General features: G+C 59.0%; 18 protein-coding genes and 2 pseudogenes. 3 read left to right on the top strand and 17 right to left on the bottom strand.

The genetic code is table 11. The features are described from left to right. Positions 1-203: pseudogene (locus AB4Y40_RS37375) on the top strand (IS630 family transposase); the annotation flags it as partial. 618 nt (positions 204-821) lie between these two features. Further along, positions 822-998, top strand: a pseudogene (locus AB4Y40_RS37370) (transposase); the annotation flags it as partial. 172 nt (positions 999-1,170) lie between these two features. Here AB4Y40_RS37370 and AB4Y40_RS37365 read toward each other — a convergent pair. The 6 genes from AB4Y40_RS37365 to AB4Y40_RS37340 all read right to left on the bottom strand — a co-directional run bounded on the left by AB4Y40_RS37365 (position 1,171) and on the right by AB4Y40_RS37340 (position 7,336). Further along, positions 1,171-2,268 (bottom strand): IS5 family transposase, encoded by a 1,098-nt coding sequence (locus AB4Y40_RS37365; RefSeq protein ID WP_368692130.1) that lies wholly within the window; start codon positions 2,266-2,268, stop codon positions 1,171-1,173. 87 nt (positions 2,269-2,355) lie between these two features. After that, positions 2,356-2,514 carry a hypothetical protein gene (locus AB4Y40_RS37360; protein WP_368692129.1) on the bottom strand — a complete coding sequence of 53 codons (159 nt, stop codon included), beginning with the start codon at positions 2,512-2,514 and terminating at the stop codon, positions 2,356-2,358. Positions 2,515-2,927: 413 nt separating this feature from the next. Further along, complete coding sequence (locus tag AB4Y40_RS37355) at positions 2,928-4,019, bottom strand: amino acid--[acyl-carrier-protein] ligase (RefSeq protein WP_368692128.1); 1,092 nt, start codon at positions 4,017-4,019, stop codon at positions 2,928-2,930. A gap of 1 nt (position 4,020) precedes the next feature. Then, on the bottom strand, positions 4,021-5,208 hold the full coding sequence (locus AB4Y40_RS37350; RefSeq protein ID WP_368692127.1) for an acyl-CoA dehydrogenase family protein: 1,188 nt from the start codon (positions 5,206-5,208) through the stop codon (positions 4,021-4,023). Continuing rightward, the gene (locus AB4Y40_RS37345; RefSeq protein WP_368692126.1) at positions 5,205-5,456 is read right to left on the bottom strand and encodes an acyl carrier protein; all 252 of its coding nucleotides are present in this window, start codon (positions 5,454-5,456) and stop codon (positions 5,205-5,207) included. The genes AB4Y40_RS37350 and AB4Y40_RS37345 overlap by 4 nt, the downstream gene beginning before the upstream one ends. Positions 5,457-5,512: 56 nt before the next feature. Further along, positions 5,513-7,336: an alpha/beta fold hydrolase gene (locus AB4Y40_RS37340; RefSeq protein ID WP_368692125.1), complete on the bottom strand. Its 1,824-nt coding sequence runs from the start codon at positions 7,334-7,336 to the stop codon at positions 5,513-5,515. Between the two features lie 936 nt (positions 7,337-8,272). Between AB4Y40_RS37340 and AB4Y40_RS37335 the strand changes: the two genes are divergently transcribed. Continuing rightward, positions 8,273-9,334, top strand: a complete 1,062-nt coding sequence (locus tag AB4Y40_RS37335; protein WP_368692124.1) for an IS630 family transposase — start codon at positions 8,273-8,275, stop codon at positions 9,332-9,334. A 9-nt stretch (positions 9,335-9,343) separates the two neighbouring features. Here the strand turns inward: AB4Y40_RS37335 and AB4Y40_RS37330 are convergent, their stop codons facing one another. From AB4Y40_RS37330 to AB4Y40_RS37280, 11 genes are all read right to left on the bottom strand, one after another. After that, a complete protein-coding gene (locus tag AB4Y40_RS37330) occupies positions 9,344-9,547 on the bottom strand; it encodes a hypothetical protein (protein WP_012406554.1) in 204 nt (67 codons plus the stop codon). A gap of 102 nt (positions 9,548-9,649) precedes the next feature. Beyond that, positions 9,650-11,446, bottom strand: a complete 1,797-nt coding sequence (locus tag AB4Y40_RS37325) for an FAD-dependent oxidoreductase (RefSeq protein ID WP_368692123.1) — start codon at positions 11,444-11,446, stop codon at positions 9,650-9,652. 34 nt (positions 11,447-11,480) lie between these two features. Then, complete coding sequence (locus AB4Y40_RS37320) at positions 11,481-12,314, bottom strand: phosphoenolpyruvate hydrolase family protein (RefSeq protein ID WP_368692122.1); 834 nt, start codon at positions 12,312-12,314, stop codon at positions 11,481-11,483. Then, positions 12,311-13,495, bottom strand: coding sequence for a Tm-1-like ATP-binding domain-containing protein (locus AB4Y40_RS37315; RefSeq protein WP_368692121.1), 1,185 nt, complete (start codon positions 13,493-13,495; stop codon positions 12,311-12,313). The genes AB4Y40_RS37320 and AB4Y40_RS37315 overlap by 4 nt, the downstream gene beginning before the upstream one ends. A gap of 462 nt (positions 13,496-13,957) precedes the next feature. After that, positions 13,958-15,073, bottom strand: a complete 1,116-nt coding sequence (locus tag AB4Y40_RS37310; protein WP_368692120.1) for an ABC transporter ATP-binding protein — start codon at positions 15,071-15,073, stop codon at positions 13,958-13,960. Further along, complete coding sequence (locus AB4Y40_RS37305) at positions 15,066-15,887, bottom strand: HAD-IIA family hydrolase (protein WP_368692119.1); 822 nt, start codon at positions 15,885-15,887, stop codon at positions 15,066-15,068. Before AB4Y40_RS37305 ends, AB4Y40_RS37310 begins: the two co-directional genes overlap by 8 nt. After that, a complete protein-coding gene (locus AB4Y40_RS37300) occupies positions 15,880-16,650 on the bottom strand; it encodes an SDR family NAD(P)-dependent oxidoreductase (RefSeq protein ID WP_368692118.1) in 771 nt (256 codons plus the stop codon). The genes AB4Y40_RS37305 and AB4Y40_RS37300 overlap by 8 nt, the downstream gene beginning before the upstream one ends. Next, positions 16,650-17,594: a ribokinase gene (locus AB4Y40_RS37295; RefSeq protein WP_368692117.1), complete on the bottom strand. Its 945-nt coding sequence runs from the start codon at positions 17,592-17,594 to the stop codon at positions 16,650-16,652. The genes AB4Y40_RS37300 and AB4Y40_RS37295 overlap by 1 nt, the downstream gene beginning before the upstream one ends. Beyond that, positions 17,591-18,451: a carbohydrate ABC transporter permease gene (locus AB4Y40_RS37290; protein ID WP_368692116.1), complete on the bottom strand. Its 861-nt coding sequence runs from the start codon at positions 18,449-18,451 to the stop codon at positions 17,591-17,593. The genes AB4Y40_RS37295 and AB4Y40_RS37290 overlap by 4 nt, the downstream gene beginning before the upstream one ends. Positions 18,452-18,463: 12 nt before the next feature. Then, entirely contained in the window at positions 18,464-19,414 is a 951-nt protein-coding gene (locus tag AB4Y40_RS37285; RefSeq protein ID WP_368692115.1) for a carbohydrate ABC transporter permease, read from the bottom strand. 100 nt (positions 19,415-19,514) lie between these two features. Continuing rightward, the gene (locus tag AB4Y40_RS37280; protein WP_368692114.1) at positions 19,515-21,014 is read right to left on the bottom strand and encodes an ABC transporter substrate-binding protein; all 1,500 of its coding nucleotides are present in this window, start codon (positions 21,012-21,014) and stop codon (positions 19,515-19,517) included. Positions 21,015-21,095 lie beyond the last annotated feature (81 nt).

The following is a 21,095-nucleotide window of genomic DNA, read 5'->3' as shown; positions in this document are numbered from 1 at the left end:
CATGGCTGAATCAGGTCGAGAACTGGTTTGCCCGCATCCAGCGCGACGTCATTGCGCGTGGCGTATTCACCAGCACCAGGGATCTCGACAAAAAGCTCATGCGGTACATACGTCAATACAATAAGCAGGCACTCCCATTGAAATGGAAGTACTCCGATCCATCGCGGAGAATCCGGTGCAATTCATCTGGTTCAACGGACTAGGAGGCAACTGGAAACAGCACAACCCTCGAAACTAGATTGAGGCAGCTCCCCGACGTTTCGTTTGTCATGCGGTAACCAACCCGCGCATATCAGAATGATCAACCGTCGGATAGCCGCCCGGTCCTGGCCCAAGCATCCTGTTGTTGATGACCGCCAGAGAGACGGTCTCGCCTCGCATTGGTCGTGAGCGCGCAAACTCCGCACTCACGACCAATGCATAGCACGGAAAGCCAACGTCGCGTCAAGGGTCCGCTACGCCGGGCTCACGCCATCCCTTGACCCGTTAAATCTCGGAGAACCACATTTGGCCACTTGACACGGTCCATACATATCAGTGTTCTGGCTCAGAAATAACTACAAGGGCTTCCCCGTTAAGCGCAAGAGCTCATCGGGTCTTCTATCGCAATATGTTGCCTTGCCAACGTCATGTGAGAAGGTGAAGGACTGCGTAACTACAACCGGTCATATTGGGCCAATGGCCCGGACCCCGATGAAAGACGCGCGAGGGGCCTCAGTCGCTTTCCGGGATTCAAGTTCTCCAGTTGACAGGTCAGGTATGCCCCGCGCGGGTCCAACCCGCTTCACAGCACCGCTGGCAGCGCAAAGTGATCGTTTCTATTCCAGATGCTCAAGGAGGAAGGGCGCAAGTCACAGACGAAGAGTTACCTGTGGTGTCAGATGACAGGCACGGGAATCCCGATCTGTTGCTATGCCTATACGCCGGGTCGTGGGGCGAAGCTGGCCGACAAGCTGTTCGCCGGCGTGCAGGAAGGCGCTGCGCTGATGACCGATGGCTAGGAGGCTTAGATTAGCAGGTTGCGGAAATACACCCGCGACGGAAGCGGGCGTATTCGATTTACGCGCCCACCGTTGCTAAATCTTTCGCATTGTGCAATTTCAACGCGAATGCACCTTTTTTAAGCGCCGTGAGGCCGACTTCTGGCCTCATTGCCGCCTTCATGCGCCACTATGGGCGCATTTGTGCCAGCGAGCGCATGCGCACGAGGTTGTAGGCCGCCATGTTCAACACGAACATCTGGTCCACCTTCTTCAAGCCACGCACCATCACCTGGCGCATGCGGCCCACGGTCTTGGCCCAGCCGAAGCCTTGTTCGATCAACTTGCGCTTTTGCTGCGAAATGGCATAGCCCACGCTCGAGGCGATCGTATCGGGCACTGCCGAACGCAGCCCCGAAGTGTTTTGCGCCACGTGCGGTGTGACGTTCATCTGTTGGCACGCCTCGATGAATTCCTGGGCATCGTAACCCTTGTCTGCACCCAACGTGATTTCTACGTTCGGATCCTCTGCCACTTGCCGTGCGTCGTGGATCATGATCTTGGCCGCTTCACGCTCGGCATGCCCGTCGGCGCGTGTCACGCGTGCGTTGACCACCAGGCCGTGCCGGTTATCGGTCAGGGTGTGACCCATGTACCGCAATTCGCTGGCCGTTTTGCCTTTGCGATAGAGCTGCGCATCTGGGTCGGTCCTCGACTGATGTGTCTCGTTGCTGCGCTTCTCGCCCTTGAAGTCGCTCGCGCCGCCACCGTCGTTGTCCTGATCGTCGCCGTCCTTGCGTACAAAGCTCTTGTGTCCCGCCCACGCCTGGATCAGCGTGCCGTCCACGCTGAAATGTTCACCCGAGAGCAGGCACTTCTTCCGGGCGATGGCCACCACCTCGTTAAAAAATTCGATCACCGCGTCATGCTTAATCAGACGCTCGCGGTTCTTCGTAAAGACCGTGGGCACCCACACCTCGTCATCCATTGCCAGGCCGATGAACCAGCGAAACAAGAGGTTGTACTGGACTTGCTCCATCAGTTGGCGCTCGGAGCGGATGCTGAAAAGCACCTGAATCAGCATGGCCCGCAGCAACTTCTCTGGAGCGATGCTCGGCCGCCCGCCCTTTATCTCCGCTTCGTACATCTGGGCGAACAGTCGATCTATCCTCGCCAGCGCGTCGTTCGCCATTACGCGGATCGAACGCAACGGATGTGACTTGGGGACGAAGTCGTCCAGCTCGCGCATGGAAAACAGACTCTCGCTGAATGTGTCGGCGCCGCGCATGATCTCCGTGGGGCAAGTGGTGGTCCATCTATCAACGCTTCACGAACTCTGCGCGATGACGTGCTTCAGCGGTAATTCAGCGGCCTGCTAACCTTTATCGCCGTCCCCAATGATTGAACAGAAGACAGCACTAAACGCGTCGAACGGAACGCACTCATGTTCCAACGCGGCGGCGGCATTTTCCGCCACCCCGATTAGCATAGCAATCAGCACACCGTTACACAGCACCTTCTTCATTTTGGACATGACCGATCCTTTCCGAAAAGTTACCAGGGTTTCAGTGCTGCGACTCGCGCCACTGTCGGCAGGCAACCATGAACCGCACTTTCACTGCGCGCAACTCGTCTCCAAGCACCTTCCGGGCCATGTGTGGCGCAAACGCCCGGAACCCCCAGCACAGACGCTAATGACGCATTGGCGTCAGTCAAATTGCGTCGCGCACTTGCGTCGGCTATCGAACAATGATGTTGGATTCCCTACAAATAGCGCATGATTAGACCGCCGCACGGAACCGGCGACTGTGAGAGAGCGAATTCGTCCTTGCCGACAAATTTCGGTCATCGGAAAACGCCGGCGGCCACAAGCGTGAAGGCGATCCTGGGACATCCGGGACGCTTTCATCATCGTGACCTGCCCGCAGGATGAGCGCCTCCGCGTCATCAATAGACTTGTTGTTTTTCGTCGCCATTGACATCACTTCCGGGTGCGTCAGCTGGCTGTCGCCAGCATTCTAGTTCAGCAGCAATGCGCTCGTGACTATCGCCCCAGAGTAGTTGACGCACGTCGTCGGGCCACGCATCGACGTTGCACCCGTGATGATGCAACAGCGCAAGCGCGAGCCGCTCCATTCCGAATGCGATGCAGGCCGAGTGCGCGATGGCGCCATTCGCGCAACGCAGTTTCCATATCCGACCGAAGTGGTCCATGTGATAGTTGAACGACAGGCAGGCGGTTTTGCGCTGCGGGTCCGTTACCGGAATCAGCAGTTCGAATTTCAACTGCTGCGCGCGCTGACTGTCCGCGACGATCTTGCCGCCGCGGCCGAAGAATGGGTCGTTCGCAACGTCGAGTTCGGCGGGCAGGCGCAACATCCCTGTAAGTGCATGGCCGCGTTCGATCCACGTCGTGCGGAAAGCCTGAACATCTTCTGGCGAGCCAATCCGCACATACTCGCGCATTCTGAACATTTGCATGCGCGTCGGGTCTAGAGAAGGTTCGTGACGAAAGCAGTACGACAACACGTCAAGAGTGAGTCCATTTTCCGGTAGCGGGCCGCGTCGCGCGATGACCGGATAGACCGGATAGCACGCAGCGGGTGTGAGCACAGCGCGCGTTGGCTTTTGCTGGGCTAGCCAGGCGTCGCTTCGCTCGTCGCCGGGACCGGATGGCACGTTGTTGAGCGCCCGCAACAGGCGCCGGTGGTCTCGCTCATCGCCGCAGAACGCGTGAATCGTGCCGGCGAGGTGCGGAAAGTTGTTCAGGTATTCGCTGTCTTCGAAGTCCTTGCGTGGCACCGCTGGCGGGAAGCGCAGAACTTCCGGATGCTGGTCCGCAGCCATGCTGGATATCAGCCAGGTCAGGCGTTCGACGATGCCTTCGTAGATATGGTTGTGTCCATAGAGGCCGTTTTCGCCGGTGTCGACGAGCAGACCGGCTGCGATCAACCGGTCGCGCAACGGCCGTTTGACATCCAATACGGGGGCATCACCGCGTGTATGGTCTGGGACAGAAGATGCGAAAGGTGCGCTCATGTCATGCCTCTATTAATTGTGACGGGCGCTGCGCAAGCAGCAGGCTGGCGGTGTTCTGGTCAATCCGGTCGTTATTTATCATTAGAGGTGCGGAGTAAAGGTCGCGCAAATGCCGGCCGATGCTATAACGGCCGCCATTCCGGTATCCAAAGATCCCGCAGATCATCATCGCTTCGTGTGCGATCCCAAGTGCGGCCGACGAGATGCCGGTTTTCAGGCTATTCATATCAGCCATGAAGCCGAGTTGAACGGTCAGCGGCAATTCCGTTGCGCTTGTGTCGTACTTGGCTGCATGCACAGTCTGCGCTGCGGCAAGTGCAGTACTCACGCGTGCTTTCATCATCTGCAACTGCTCGGTTGCACGAACAAGCCGCCCTCTGGCAAGCGACATGCCATCCGGCAACGTGCGCGACTGAGCGCGGCAGTACTCGTTTGCGCGCCGCAGCGCATCGGTCGCGATGCCTGTCCACACGGCGGCCCACAACGTATGCGATACCGGCTGCATCGTGCGGTTGGCGATGTCGCGGAATGGAGGGAGCAGAATCTGCTCTTCATCACCGTTCGCAACGAGACGAAATCCCGAGCTACAGGTGCCTCGCATACCAAGCGCGTCCCAGATGCCTTGCGGCTCTAGTGCGAGTTGGGCGCGCGACGCGACAATTAGCACCTGATCCGAGGGCGGCGAGTCATCCGCACGGCGCGCGGTAATGAGAATGGCGTCGGCGTAAGCGCCATACGAGATCGTGGGCGCGTCCTTCTCGATGCGGAACCGTTGGCCGTCATACTGTACTGCGCACGTACTGGCGCGCAGACCTCCACCGGTTGTCGCCTCGGAGGTCGCCGATCCGAGCAGCAACTGCTCACGGGCCAGCCTCTCGACAAAAGCGAGCTGCCACGGCCGGTCGCGGCAATGCGAGATCACGCATGCCGCCTGGGTCAAATGCATTGCGTAGATCATCGCAGTGGACGCGCAGCCTTGCGCGATGATTTCGCAGACTGACGCGACTTCGGTCAGCGTTAGACCGGCGCCGCCGGAACTCGCTGGGACCAATGCGGACAGGAGACGCTCCTTTCGCAGTGCGTCGATAGCCTCGGCCGGGAAGCGTGCATCGCGATCGACTGCGTGCGCATTCTCGGCGGCTATCCGGGCGACCCGCAGTGCCGCTTCGTGGGCAAGCTGCGCGTTCATACCGTCACCTTTTGTTTTTGTAGCTGTGAGATCGCGTCGGCCATCGAGTTGATACTCGAGAACAACTGTCGGGCGAGCATCTCGTCGGGAATCGTGACTTCAAAGGTTTCTTCGATCGCAAGCATCAGATGGACAGTCGCTATGGATTCGAGTCCGGCCGCGTACAAGTCGGCTTCATCGCTGAGCGTCTCAGGCGATCCGCGCAAGTGAACCGATTCGCAAATGATACGACGCAGCGTTTTTTTCATTTGGATACCATTATGTGCAGTGAAGAGGCTGTCGAAACTCGTGGAACGGGCTACGGCTAGCCAGTCGGCGTGGGCACCATCTTCAATTGCGGCGAGTGGGGTGCATCAGACGAAGTATCTGGCAGGCTGCAGAACCGTTCGAGCAACCACCGCTGCGCATCACTCATGGCAGCCTCGCGCGCGGCGCGCGTGAACAGCGAGTGATCGTCTATTGGCAACATCGCAACACGTACGTGCGGGAGCCGCCTAAGACCACGAAGATTTGCGCCGAACTGCAGCTTTAATTCGTCGATACCGTGATCGAACTCACCGTATAGCAGCCGCACTTCGGCACCTTTCGCATGGAGAAGTTCGAGGAGTCGGCGAGCATTGTTCGGCGAGAACGACCAACCGATGATCGCGTCCATCAAATCGGCGACGCGACGCTCCAAACGGCGTGTCGCCCGCGCCGCGAGCCCATGTGCCACGCTAGCGAGCGATGCCTTGTCGCCCCAGACGCGCTTCCATTTGTCTGCGCTAAGCGCGGCTTGCCGCAGCGTCCGGTTCGACGCCATAGCGCTGCTGTTTCGCACCCGCTGGTCGTCTTGCCACATGAACTGCTGAAGATTCACGCCGAACGCGCCGACGATTTGCGGGTGCGCCGCGCACGCATGCAGGCCAACGAAAGCACCGCTACAGATACCGAATGTAACGACTGTCGCGTAGCCCTGTTCGAGCAGCCAGTTCGCGCCGGCGATCACATCGGCACATGCGTCTTGCGAATGGAGCGACTCCGCTGTAATAGTGCATTCTTCTGGGGCGCTGTCGCCGAGACCGGCCAGATCCATTCGCAGCGACGCGATACCTATTGCGGCGAGCCGGCGGGCGAACAGCACGAAGCAGCGGCCGTCGCCGATGTTGTGGTTCGCGGCCGTGTTTGGGAACAGCACCGCGGGAGCATTTTCGAGAGCGTCGCGCGGGCGGCAGTACACGCCGAAGCATGCGCCGACAGAAACTGGCTGCTCCGTGAAATTTGGACCGGCCAATGTGGGAGCGACGGGTATGGCGAGTAACACGGACTGATTCAGTATGCGCTGAGAAGCTGCCGAAGCGTCGATATCGCCATTTCCGTCGACGTCGCCCGCGAGCCATGCCGATACGGTCGCGAACGCACGAGCCGGAAGCTTGCTGAAGCGTGCCTCGACGAGGAAGTCATCAAGTTCATCGAACGGCGCACGCTCGACGGCGGCGCCATACGCATCATATCGTGCGCTCAATGCGTCACCGCTTTCGCGGTCGTTCGCCTCGAGCAGGAGTACGCGTCGTACGGATGCTGTTCTGTCGTTGCGCAGATCGATCGCCGCGAGTCTGTCGATGTCGTCACCATGAAGCCCGAAGCCTAACGCGCTGACCGTGCTCATGTTGTCTGGCGCCGTGTACATTCTGTTAAGGGCGCGTGCGCTGAGCCAGCGTTGATGGTGCGCATGGAGTTCGCGCAGGTATTTTTTCCCGGACAGCACGGGGGCGAGCAGCACGAGTCCATCAATGCAGGACAACCGTTCGGCGGCAAGCGTGGCGAGCATCGCGCCTAGCCGGAACCCGCATAGCGAGACGCGCTGTACGCCAGATACCGTGCGCAGGTATCCGAGCGCATCGGCTATGCTGCCGATCCATGCGTCGACGCGATCCGGATCCTCTTCAACATGTAGTGAATTGCCGGTTCCCGGATAGTCGAAACGCAGCGTGGGCATTTGCTGCGCGGCCAGTCTTTCGGCCAACTGTAACCACGCACGATGCGTGCATAGTTCGTCGTAGCCAAACGCATTGCACAGCACGACACCGTGCTGTCCTGGGGCGGGATGGAGCCACCCGGCACAGTCGCCGAAGACGACAGCTTGCATAAGGGACCAATCCAAAAATTCCCATATCTGGGATGTTTAATTTCGGAGTGCGATATTTGCTCGGTTTCCGAAAGACGGAGTCCGAGAAGATGCATACACCGATCGCACCAAATCGCGGGTATTTATAGAGCCCGATATTGCGCAAAGCCTGCGCGTCGAGACAATGAACTTCGCGCCCAACTTCGCGTGCCGGAGTTCTCAGCGCTCAAGGCGTTCGGTGTCGCCCCCCAAGACGCGACCACGTTTGAAGGAGCACGTTCTCGTAGACGCACAACAGAGTGCTTGTCAATGTCATACTGACTTCAATCGCCATTTTAGAATCACTCACACGTCGACCGCCACGAGTGACGAATGGCCCCGGCGTATGAACCATGGACCGGTCGAAGTCAAGATAGATATGAGTGGGTAGACGAGCTAAATAATTTTCGGTGCACAATAATTTCCTAAAAAAATATAATGTCGTAAATCTCAAAATGTTTTCGAATAGTTTCGAAGAGAAATTGGGCCGCTGGAGCCAAAGGAAAAATCCGTGGTCGCTACCAAATTGTGCTGACAACGATTTATCTGTGCGGAGGGCGGTGTACACCGAGCTTCAGGTCGGATGTTGCGGGTTAGCGGGCCCATTCTCATAAAGAGGATCACGGCTCCGATGGTAAAGGGTACTCGGAGAGCAATATTTGCGCCGGACGCGCCAGTTGCGTTCAGGCAGCTCATGCAAATTTGCGTTCATGGCGCGGATAGTGGGTGGCTGTACTGTGCATTGCGGGACGCACTATGCGGCATTTCCGTGTCGACTACAAAATCGATTGTTTGGATAACACTGATTCACGTAACGGATGCATGCATGCGAGAAATATGCGCGATGATGGTTTTGCTAAGTCGGACTTCCAACACTAGTCCATTGCGTCATTGAAAAAGCACCTTATTTGGTATCCAATGAAACGCATGGAAAAGATGAATTTGACCACGCTTGAGCGCAAACAATTGCTGTCAGCAACTCGTAGCCAAACGGTGCGCGCAGCGGACGCGCGGCGTGCACGGCTGATCTTGATGCTTGATGAAGGCGAAGCACGTGAGGCGATCATGCAGCGGCTGCGATGTGACTCGCGCTTCATTACTCGTTGGTCGAGTCGGTTTTTGGCGGAGCGGTTGGCAGGCCTGTACGCGCGCCATCCGGGACGAGCTCCTGTGCATCCGCCTGAAAAGCTCGAGGCGCGGGTTCTGAATCTCACGCTTAAGCACCGGCCCTCGGACGGCTCGACGCATTGGAGCAGCTATAAGCTTGCGGCGGCTCTGGGCGATGTAGGCGCCTCGACGGTACAGCGCATCTGGCGCAAGCACGGCGTGCGCCCCCATCGACTCGATACGCATATGGTCTCAAACGACCCTGACTTCGAGACCAAGGCTGCAGACGTTATCGGCCTGTATCTGAACCCGCCCGCACATGCGGTGGTGTTCTGCGTGGACGAGAAGACGGCAATTCAAGCTCTGGATCGTAAGGATCGGATGCTACCGCTGTCGCCAGGGCGCGTCGAGAGCCATGGCTTCGAATACAAACGTAACGGCACGCTTAGCCTGTTCGCTGCGCTCAATACGGCAACCGGGGAAGTCATCGGCAAGGCCGCACCGCGCCATACCAGCAAACAGTTCGTGGCCTTCCTCACCGACGTTATCGCCAGCCAGCGGCCCAAACAAGAGATCCATGTGATCTGCGAAAACGTCAGCAGCCACAAGACACCGCGCGTGCACGAATTCTTGCGACAACACCGCAACGTGCGGTTGCATTACACGCCAACCTATACCTCTTGGCTGAATCAGGTCGAAAACTGGTTCTCGCGCATCCAGCGCGATGTAATTGTGCGAGGCATCTTCACCACGGTGAAGGATTTGGACCGCAAGCTGATGCGCTACATCCGCGAGCACAACAAGAATCCCAAGCCGATCAAATGGAAATACGATGATCCATCACGACGAATTCGACCAGTGCCATTTCAATGACGCAGTCGACTAGATCGCCCTGCTGAGCCGAAGGATATCCGGCAACCCGAAATCACCGACCTCGGGTCGGACAAAACCGCGCGCGACAGCAATGCTGACTGCTATCTGGTAAGCGACAGTTCGTTCACGCAGCAGAGCATTCAACCCCTGCGCGAGAATCTCCCAATCTGACGCTGACAGTCCATCCGGTTTTGCAGGATTGACTTTCGACATGAATGAGCCTCCAGTACAGATTCGATCTGGACAGATCGACCACGTGGATTCACCATGAGGTTCCTTTCCTCATCTTCAGTAACAGATGAGAGGTGGTAGAGCTCATCGAACCACATGATTCTGAAGCTGCGCATCGTCCGGACTTGGGCTCTCATGGCCCGTTTCCCTTTGCCGAACGATTGCATTTATTACCCGGTACGCAAACACGATAGCCGGTCCGATCGTAATGCCAGCGCCGGGATAGATTCCGCGCATTGGGGACGTCATGTCGTTCCCACATGCAAACAGTCCATCAATTGGCCAGCCTTCGACAGACAGCACCCGGCCGTCGGTATCGGTCTTCAGCCCCACCGCGGTACCGAGGGTGGCCGGCAAAATACGCAGGGCGATGAAGGGTGCTTTCTGTATCGGCCCGAGATTCGGGTTTTTCGTGCCAACGGCTGGATCGCCCAGTGTCCGGTTGAACGCTGACTCGCCTCGCTGAAAGTCTGGGTCGATGCCTCTGCTGGCGTTGTGGTTGTGCTGATCAACCGTCGCCTGGAGGACATTTGGCTCAATTCCAATCTGCAAAGCAAGATCATTGATAGTCGAACCGGTCTGGATGTATCCGCGCTGCTCGTATTTGCGGAGGGCAAGTGTCCACGGCCAAGGCAGGATATGGCCCATTCCCCGCTTCAGGATGAAATCGTGATCGCAGATGAAGAAGAACCGATCATCTTTCGGGTAGCCATGGTCGAACATTGCGAGACAGATGTCGTGGTATGAGTTCGACTCGTTGACGAACCGGCGCCCATCGGGCCCAACCGCAATGACCCCGGGCCGCCCGCGGTCCAGCCAGCCATAGGGGACAGTTTGCTGCTTCCCGTTTTCACCGAGCAGCGACACTGGGGTCCAGAAACCCGCGCTGCGCACCTCAGTATCAACTGAGGCGCCAGCCTGGAGAGCCAGGTTGATGCCATCCCCGGTTACGTCAGGATGCGTCAGAGTCTGCTCGTGGGGGTGAAGGCCGCTAAGTTCGGATCTGAGCACCGGATTCCTGGCGAATCCACCGGTGGCTAACACAACGCCGTACCGCGCGTTGACCTTGACAGCGCCAGACGGCCCCTCCACGACGCCACCGATCGCACGACCATTCCTGATGATGAGTTCGCGCAGCGATGCACTGGTCCAGATGGTGACCTGCCGCTGACGCAGACTGACGAGGAATCGCGCGATCAGCGCGTTGCCGCCACTCAGTTCGGTCCCGCGACGAAAGCGCATGCGGTCGGCCGAATAGCGACTCACTCTGCGAAGCACGTGCCGGAGGGCCTTCAGAGACCGGAACGGACTGAGGAAGTTGTTGATCTCGCTGGACGAGATCATCATGCCACCGAGCACAACGCGGATCGGATCGCCGATGAGTTCAAAATCATCCTTGAGCCGCCGACCATCAAACGGGACGGGGGACAACGCACGTCCCTTGTCGACACCTCCCGGCCGGGCAGAATGATAGTCAGGTGCAGCAGCAAGTGCGAAGCGTACCTCGGTATCCTTCTCCAGCTCCGAAATCGCCTCCGGGCCGTCGTTCAGCAAGGCTTCGATGAAGTCCGGACGATAGAACTGGCCCAGCTCCCCTTTCAGATATGTGCGCGCCTGGTCTAGTGAGTCCTTGATGCCAGCCTTGACTGCCTGCTGCGAGCATGGAATCCAGATCATGCCGTTGGACAACGCCGTAGTGCCGCCAAGGCGTTGCGATTTCTCGCAGACGAGCACGCTGAGTCCCTGCTTTGCGGCGAACAGGGCCGCAGACAGGCCAGCAGCGCCACTACCGATGACAAGGAGATCGACATCCTCCTCCTTCTGCGGCGCTGACTTTGATGGAGTCTGTATCTGACGTAACGTTGTTGAATTGCTCATCATGACGGGCTCGGATGTAAACAGTAGATCGGGTTGCTCAGGTAAGGCGTTCGTCCAGCGACACCGCCTTGAATGCCTCGGCTGCGGCCTTCACTGCTCGCTCGATCGGGATTCGTTCAATGGAAGATGCGCCGACAAAACCAACGCATTTCGTTGATCGATAGACTTCCTGCGTATCTTCCGGTTCGGCGACCGCCCCACCGTGGGCGAGCAGGATGACGTCGTCGCGAACCGCAAGCGCTGCGGAATTGATCTCGTTGATCCGCTGGACAGCCGTGGCAATGTTCTGGCCTCCTTCGTGCCCTGCAAGCCCACCTCGCGTCGCACCAACGTGCGGAACGATGCAGTCCGCCCCCGCTTCGGCCATGCTTCTCGCGTCCGACGCAGTGGCCACGTAGGCCATCGTGAAGATATCCTTGCGCCGTGCGAGCGAAATCATCTCCAGTTCGCGCTCGAATCCCAGGCCCACGCGGCCACGGCGATTTCGCCACGTCTCGCCCATCGTCGAGATGGTCGGGTAGTTGATCACCCCGGAAAATCCCGCCTGCCAGAAGCGATCCAGCAACGCGTCGAGATCGAGCCGCAGCGGGTCCCACGCCTCCACCCCGCCGATCACCGGTACGTCGGCCACGACGTTGCGAATCTCCGAGGCAAGTTCGACCGTCCTGGCATTCGAGTCGCCGATACGGCTCGTTGGCAACCCCATCAATCTGGAAAGACCGGTGCTGTACACGACCAGCAGGTCGGCCCCACCCAAAGCCGCACATTTCGCAACCAGACCACAGCTGCTTCCCGCCGCAAGGACTGGTCTGCCTTCAGCGACCTGTCGGAGCAAGCCGTCGCGAATTGACGTACGGGTAAACATTTTCATGGCCGGACTTCCTGGTTAAGCTGTTTAGTCATCCACGACACTGCGGCGTGCGCAAATGCAGGGTCATTGATGTGGCAATCGATCTCGATCGCGGGAATGGCCGGCGGAAGCGCCTCGCGGACGCCCTGAAACCATGCGCGATCTGCAGGCGGATCAAAGAATGCCTCACCTTCGCGGTCGTAATCGGACACACCGCGGCGCGGCCACAGGACACAGGTAGGTCCTTTTGCCCTGGCGATTTTGCAACCAGTAATGCGCCCAATCTCCCTGTTCTCTTGTGCCGTCGTGCGCATGAGCGTGGTAAATGGCGTATGTGAGTAGAAGGTTCGCCCTTCGAACTGCGCCGGCACAGTGTCTGGCGCGCCAAAATTCACCATGTCGACAGCACCAGGCGCAACCAGCTGTGGAACGCCTGACTCGGTTGCCGCCGTCAGTCGTTCCGGCCCGGCACTCGCCGCCCCCCCCACCAGCTCGTCCGCGAGCTCCGTGGTCGTGAGGTCAATGACGCCATCGAATTCGCCAGCGCGCACCAGCTTTTCCATCGTCCGTCCACCCGCACCGTTCGCGGGAAATACGATCGAATCGACGCCTGAGTTTCGAAGCTGGGCAACACAGGCGGAGGCAGCCGGCGTTGTCACGCCGAACGCCGTGATGGCAACCACTTTCCGGGCGCGTCGACGGGCGGGCTGAAAACGCATCGCCGCGATCGCATTTACTGCGTTGTTCAGCACACGTTCTGTGAAGTCGTTAATGCCGAACAGATCGACAAGCGTCGGATAAAACAGGATGTCACTCTGACGGGCCAGTTCCGCCAAAAGTGCGGGCCGCGCGCTTGATACAAGAATGCGGGGAAAGCCATACGGAAGATCACCCGCGATCGCCCCGAACGCTGCGCTGCCCTTGCCTCCGGCGATGCCAAGAACCGCCGTCACTTCACCGGACTTCGTTCGCATCTCAAGTTCGTCGCGGACCAATCCCGCAATTCTGGCCAGCATGCCGGATGCGGACTTCCGCTGACCATTCGATTGATCATTGCCTTTCTCATCAGGAAGTAGCTCACGCGCGTACGGTCCGGCGGTACCGATATCGAAAATCCGACAGGATCGACCGAGCCGCCCCAGTGCTTTCGACACAAAAGCTACCTCGGCACCCTTGGTGTCCAATGTGGCGATGATGGCCACTGCATCATTTCCAGATGGCGATGTCATTTGAGTTTCGTCCAATGCCAATAGATTAGTAGTGCATATTTCAAGACAAACGATACTTGATTAATCAGTTCGTTGTGGAGAACGCTAAGCGCTCATTTTAGAGATATGCGTACTGTCCAGCGACGCGCATAGCGGGCCGCTCTCGCGGAGGCGGAAAGACGTGCCAGGTGCCGTCGCCGTGGCGAAAGAAAAACATCTCTACCAACTGCCCCGTTCTTACTGTCTCGACGCACACGTAACGCGCCTGCGCGGTGCGTCGATGGCTGAATCGCTTGACCCGCACCCGGCCCGAGGGGTCCGGTGCGAGCCAGTGTTCCACCATTGCACGAAGCGACCTCTCAGCATCCGCCATTGCTCTCTCCAGCCACTGGCCGTACGTCCGCCGCGCGACAACGGTTCTGACCATACCGCCGCCTTCGCCTGCAACCAGACACGTCAATTCCACGCCCGTGGGACATTCCTGCGCCGCAACGCTTGCCCGCTTGCGTCAAAGAGGTGGCAATCGCCCTTCGCAACTGACAGCGCGACTCGCCCCATTGGAGCTGCGAAGTTTCCTTCCGCGGGGGCTCGTGCAACAAGTGCCTCACCGCCCACTGTTCCATAGAGATAAGTCGCGTTGCCGAGATGTTCGACAAAGTCGACATCGAGCTCCACGCGCAGCTGATCGTGGTCACTGGTTGGCGCGGTGAAGTCATCCGGACGCACGCCGACCGTGACAGCTTGACCGGGTGAAACACCGTCCGCCTCGACCGGCAACACGACCGGGGCCGCGCTGCTCAGACTCACGGTCACCCCTCCGGGGCCCGTGTTCACACAGGCTGCCTTGAGAAAATTCATACGCGGGGACCCGATGAATCCGGCCACAAACTGTGAGCTGGGCTGATGATAAAGCTCGTGCGGCGTTCCGACCTGCTCGATATGGCCGTTCCGAAGCACAACGATCTTGTCGGCCATGGTCATTGCCTCGACCTGATCATGGGTGACATAGATCATCGTGTTGCCGAGTTCACGGTGCAGCTTCGCGATCTGCACACGCATCTGCACGCGAAGCTCCGTATCGAGGTTCGACAGCGGCTCGTCAAAGAGAAAGACCTTGGGCTCCCTGACGATGGCGCGCCCGATCGCCACACGCTGGCGCTGACCGCCCGAGAGCTGCTTTGGCCGACGATCGAGCAGGTGCGCGATCTGAAGCATGCCGGCGACTTCTTCAACCCGCGGCCCGATCGCGTCACGAGGCACCTTCGCCATGCGCAGCGGAAATGCCAGGTTGTCCCGCACGCTTAGATGCGGGTAAAGGGCGTAGCTCTGAAACACCATGCCGAGATTTCGATCAGCCGCGTCGAGATGATTGACCACCTGGTTATCGATGGAAAGCCGTCCGCCGGTGATCTGCTCGAGGCCCCCGATCATGCGCAACAGCGTCGACTTGCCTGATCCCGACGGACCCACGAAGACAACGAATTCGCCGTGGCGGATCGACAGATCGATGTCGTGGAGAATCTCCATCCCACCATAGCTCTTCCGGACACTTTCGAGTTGAACTTCAGCCATGACTCGCTCCCAGTGCGTTCTCGTTGAAGACAGGAATATCCCGCAGGCTTTGAACGACAAAATCGGGCGGCAAAAGCACGGGATCTTCGACGGCTGGGACACCCGTCATAACGAGCACCGAGCACAACCCGGCGCGCTTGCCCGCCTGGATATCGGTGGGAATCTGGTCGCCGACCATGATGGTTTCCTCGCGCGCTGTGCCCAGGCGAGCCAGCGCTGCTTCAATCATGTGCGTCTCCGGCTTGCCCACAATGATGGGCTTTACCCGTGCCGCCACCGCCACGGCAGTCAGCTGTGCTCCCGCCCCCGGCTCGAATCCCTGGGCCGTGGGCAACAACAGGTCCGGGTTCGTTCCAATCAATGTGGCACCGTCCAGGATGGCCCGTACCGCAACGCGCATCTTCTCGTGCGAAATCGCGCGGTCTAGTCCCATGATCACCGCTGCTGGCGAACGGTCGGTGATGTTCATACCTGCCCCGGCAACCGCGTTCGTGAGCGACTCTGCACCGATCACATACACTGGTGTCCCTTCCGGCCACATGGTGCGAAGCAGGCGCGCTGTCTCGCCAGCGGACGTGACCACCTCCTGCGACTCGATCGGAAGTCCCATGTCCGCAAGCTTTTTCACCACGTCAGCCTCGGTGTGCGTCGAATTGTTCGTGACGAAGCAGAACGGCACGCCGAGCCTGCGCCACCCTTGAAAAGCCTCGATCGATTCTTTGATCGCCTGTTTTCCGCGATAGACAACGCCATCGAGATCCGAGACAACGCCACGGATGCGCGGCCAGGCCCGCATTTGCATTTGCTTATCCATTCATCAGCATCCCACCGTTCACATGGATGATCTGCCCGGTGATGTAATCGGCTGCCGGGCTCGCAAGGAAAAGCGCCAGGCCCGAGATGTCCTGCGGTATGCCGACACGGCCGAGAGGAATGCGTCCGCTGTGTCGTGCCTCGGTCTCTTCCCGCGGACGCCCGTGCATCGGCGTATCGATGATGCCTGGCGCGATGCCATTGACGTTGATTCCGAGCGGTGCGCATTCATACGCGAGCAGCTTCGTCAGGTCATGCACCACTGCCTTCGACAGGCAGTAGTCAGCGCCGCCCGCCTGATAGTTGAATACAGCGCCCTGCGATGACAGGGAGGAGCCGATGTTGATGATGCGACCGCCCCCTTGACGCATGGATCTCGCCACGACAAGTTTCGAGCAGAGAAGGATCGCGTTCGCATTGATCTCGAGCGTTCGCTTCGTTTTTTCGTTATCTCCCGTCAGCAAAGGCTCCGCCGATTTCACGCCGGCGTTATTCACCAGGACTTGAAGCGGGCCGAAGCGTTCAGTCACTTCGTCAATGACATTTGCAACGTCCGCCTCGTCGGTCACATCCATCGCCATCGGAACGACGCCCTCGAGTTCCGGGCTGCGCGCGAGGATTGTGCGTAAGGCATCGAGGTTCGTATCGGTGGCCACGACCCGCGCGCCCGCCTGATGGAAGGCCGATGTGATGGCAGCGCCGATGCCGCCGCCGGCGCCGGTCACGAGTACGGTTCGGCTTGATAGGGAAAATGGTGCGGACATTACGACTCCAGTGACATGATGGGTTGCAAAAAGTCGTCGACTTCGCGAGCCGAGGGCATCGCGATCTGTGCGCCGTGGCGTGTGACCGAGATCGCCGCGACAGCCATGGCCCGGCAAATCGCACTACGAATCGGACGTCCCATTGCGATCGCTGCCGCAAGGCCACCGGTAAAGGCGTCCCCGGCACCGGTTGTATCGACCGCCTGTACGGGGAACGCCGGCATCCCGAAGGATTGTTCGATATCGGCATACCAGGAACCCTGTTCGCCCAGCGTGATCACGACAGCGCGGGGACCCAGTTCGAGCAGCGCAGTGGCGGCGCTTCGCGCCGTTTTATCGTCCACGACGTGAATGCCCGTGAGCTCCGACGCCTCCGCTGCATTCGGCGTGACGATATCGACGGCCCGCCATGCATCCCGGCTCATACCCGATTGCACGGGCGCAGGGTTGAAGACGAGCGTGAACGGAACTTCACGTTTTAGCGAGAACAGGTATTCGAGAGCCGGCAGTGGCAGTCCCATCTCTGCGACGACAACGGTATCCCGCGAGATGAAACTCGCGCCATGGCTGATACTCGCAACCGTGATGTGCCGGTTTGCACCCGGGTCGATGATGACCACGTTGCTGCCGTCATTGCCTACTGCCACGAGTGCGGATCCGGACGGTTCTCCCGACGCGATCTCGACTGCATCCACGATCACGCCAGCCTCTTCCAGCGAGCGCAGCAGGAAGTCTCCCGCCTCGTCGCCACCGATTCGCGTAAAGAATCGTGGCGCAGCGCCAAGCCTGGCAGCGGCGACCGCCTGATTGGCCCCCTTGCCGCCTGCGTAGCGGGCGAGCGTGCCCATGACCGATTCGCCTGCCGCAGGCAGGTGCTCGACTTCAAAGCATAAGTCGAGATTTGTGGTTCCGAAGAACATGAGAGGACGGGGGGTCGCATTCATTTCACGGCTCCCATCGTCAGGCCACGTTCGAGGTGCTTCTGGCCAAGCAGGATGAGAATGACCGGGACTGCCATGGTCACGACGAGGCCCGCGGCCATCACCGGATAGAACTGAAGGCCGGGATTCAGCAGCTTCAGCAGCGCCACCGTGACCGGTGCCTTGTCGGAACTCAACATCAACCCGAGCGCAAAGTTGTGCCACGCAAGCAGGAATACCAGTAACGACGCTCCAATCAGCCCGGGCTTAAGCAGCGGCAACACGATATGCAGCACCACACGCGCAGGCTTCGCCCCGTCCATCGCAGCCGCTTCCTCGATATCTTTTGGGATATCTTCGATATACGAGCGGCTTAACCACACGATCATGGGCAGCGTGATGACCTGATAGACCCAGATCATCCCGAGATACGTGTCGTATAGGCCGATCGCCTGGAACACGTTGAAGAGCGGAATGACCACCAGAAGGACTGGAGCGAACCGGAATCCCAGGATGAAAAACGCAATGTCTTCCTTGAACGGAATGTCCTTGCGCGCGAGCACATATCCCGCGGGGACGCCTGCCAGCAGGGAAACGATCACCGAACCGAGGGCAATGACCACACTGTTGATCACCGGATGCAGGAAGTCGACCTTCAGCGAGCCATAGCTCGTCGCGCCGGACTGCGCTGCGTCGAACAGCACGCGGAAGTTTTCAAGCGTGGGTTGAAAAACGAACTGCGGCGGCCAGGCCATGACCTGCCCCTGCGTCTTGAGCGACATCAGCACGATCCAGACAATCGGAAAGGCAATGATCGCTGCACCACCCAGCACGAGCAGATTGAGGCCGAAACGGATACCGTACGAGCGATGGATAGTCATGGGATCAACTCCTCAGCTCACGCGACGGCGGACCGCCCGCCACAGTTTCGCCAGCAGCATCGCGCTGGCAAGCACGACGAGCCAGTTCACCACCATCAGCGCTGCGCCACGACCGAAGTTCATGTCCTGGAACGCCGTAATGTATGCCTGCACAGAGAGCGCTGCCGTACTGTCGCCGGGCCCACCCTGCGTGGTCCCAAAGATGATGTCGAACTGCGTCAGGGATTCAATCAGCCGGAACAGGGCAGCGACCAGAATGTAGGGTGCCACCAGCGGCAACTCGATCCGGTAGAAGATGCTCCAGGCCTTTGCCCCATTGATGCGGGCCGCTTCCCGGATATCGTCCGTAATCCCCTGAAGCCCGGCAAAGATGATCAGCGTGAAAAATGGCGTGAACGTCCAGACGTCGATCAGGACGACCGACGCAAGCGCCGAACTTTCACTTGATATCCAGGCGAATGGCCCCAGGCCCATAAGAGAGAGCAGGTAGTTCAGGATGCCTGCCTGGGGGTTCATCATGGTGGTCCACATCAGTGCGACGCTCATCGGCGGTAACACCAGCGGCAGCAACACCATTGGTCTCAGCACGCGTGCGAGCAGCACCTCAGACGCAAAGAGCCTTGCGATGGCAAGTCCGATTACGGCTTCGAGCGACACGCAGGCGAACGCATACGTCAACGTGACTCGTAGGTTGTTCCAGAAGTCTGCACTCTGGAGCAGCACCGCGTAGTTCCTCAAGCCGACGAAGTGCATAACAGGCACCCCGAATCTCAGATTGGTGAGTGACTGGTACACCCCGTAAAAGAACAGAAACAGAAAAGCCACCAGGATGATGACGGCGGGGCTTACGGCCACCAGACTGAACCAGTCGGCAGATCGGCGACCAACCGGCTCTGCCGGCTCTCTGGCGAGCTCTCGTGAAGCAAATGTTGTTGCGCGAGACATCTGTTGAACCTCGTACATGTTTCTTTCCCTGAATGTCTGTCCTGAGAAAGTCCTGCATCGCAGCTTCGCGAGCCACGACGCAGGCTTTGCGTAACGGAAGTTACTACCCGCCTCTCAGCTAGAGATTCGCCTGGATGTCCTTTGCGAGCGCACGCATCGTGTCATTGACGTTGGCACCGTTGACCATTTTCTGCATGGCCACGGCCCAGTCGTTCATTGCCGTGCTGAATCCTACGCGCGGCGTAAAGAGCAAGGACGCGCGCTGCTGCACCTCCTTGAAGGTATCGACGAAGTTGTTAAATTGGGGCTGGCTCGCATAAGCCAGCCATGCCTTGTCGTTCCACGTCGAGACACGCGGCGGATTGACCAGCTTGCCCGCCAGCGCGCCGTTGAGGTCCACCTGCTTTGACGTTGCCCACTGCACGAAGAGCCACGCTGCCCCCTTGTTCTTCGACGCAGCATTGATTGCCAGTGACCAGATCCAGATGTTCGACTGGAAGCTCTTCGCACCCGGGGCGTGCAGTGGCGGCGCGAAAGCGATCTGACCGCTTGAGGACTTCCCTGCGACGTCGTTCCAGAAGCCGAACATGTTGGAATCAATCGCCATGGCGGTACGTCCTGTGGAAATTCCGTCGACGACCTGGTACCAGTTGTCATTCGCAAAGGACGGCGCCGCGCAGATCTTGATCATCGCCACGTAGTCCTTCTGGAACTGGACCGACGCCGGCGAATCCAGACCGGTGTCGAGCTTGTCACCCTTCTGGATGAAATCACGAACGCCGTACGATGCGGCAATGGAAATCGGGGCAGTATGGATGCTGCTCCAGAAACGGACACCACGGACCGCCAGCGGCGTGATGGCCGGATCAGCCGCCTTCAATGCGGTGCAGGCCGCTACCATCTCCTGCGGAGTCTGCGGGACCTTGATGTGATACTTGTCCAGGATATCCTTCCGATAGAGAAGCTGGATGTTCTCGAAAGCATGCGGGATCGCCCAGATGTCGCCTGTACCGGGTGTAGCGATCTGGCCGTCCTTGATTGTCCACGTGAGGGCGCTGCGCAAGGCCGGGAAGAAGTCGTTGTAATCGTAGCTGGCGTCGGTCAGCTTCGGATCGGCGAGGTATTTGTTCAGCGGCTCCAGCAGTCCAGCGGGCGTGAGATCCCACTCAGGCTGGATCCCCGTGCCAACGACATCCCAGGCAGGAGATTTGGTCGTGAGTTGAACCGTCAGCTTGTTCCAGTAAGTGTCGTCCGGATAGAGTTCAGGTTTTACCTTGATGCCGGTAAGCTTCTCGAACTCGGGCAACTGGGCCACAACCGCATCCGCATACGGATGGATGTCGTACGCCCACGTAATGGTGGTACCCGCAAACTGACGCCAGTTGACGGTTTCGCTGAACGCGCTTTCAGTGATTCCGAACCCGCAGAAAGCGACAGCACCCGCGACAATGGCCCTGAAAAGGCCGTATCGCACGCGGCGACGCGCAAGACGTTGATCACAATTCTTGCGAAAATGTCTGCCGAATGCGAGCGACGCTCGCGCTCCAGTACATCTGTCCAACACTGCTGTTACGCCGACGACACCTGCCGGCGTGGTTTCTCCATGCCTTGCGTTCATCTTTGTCTCCTGAGTGCCACATGTAATTGGATTGCGGCCTTGCACCGATGATCGTGGGCCTTTAGGGCAGACAGGCTACGC

Origin of the sequence: Paraburkholderia sp. EG287B, assembly GCF_040965595.1 — a bacterium.
GTDB lineage: Bacteria > Pseudomonadota > Gammaproteobacteria > Burkholderiales > Burkholderiaceae > Paraburkholderia.
The sequence above is the reverse complement of the archived record's forward strand: the minus strand, read 5'-3'. Positions and strand labels throughout refer to the sequence as shown.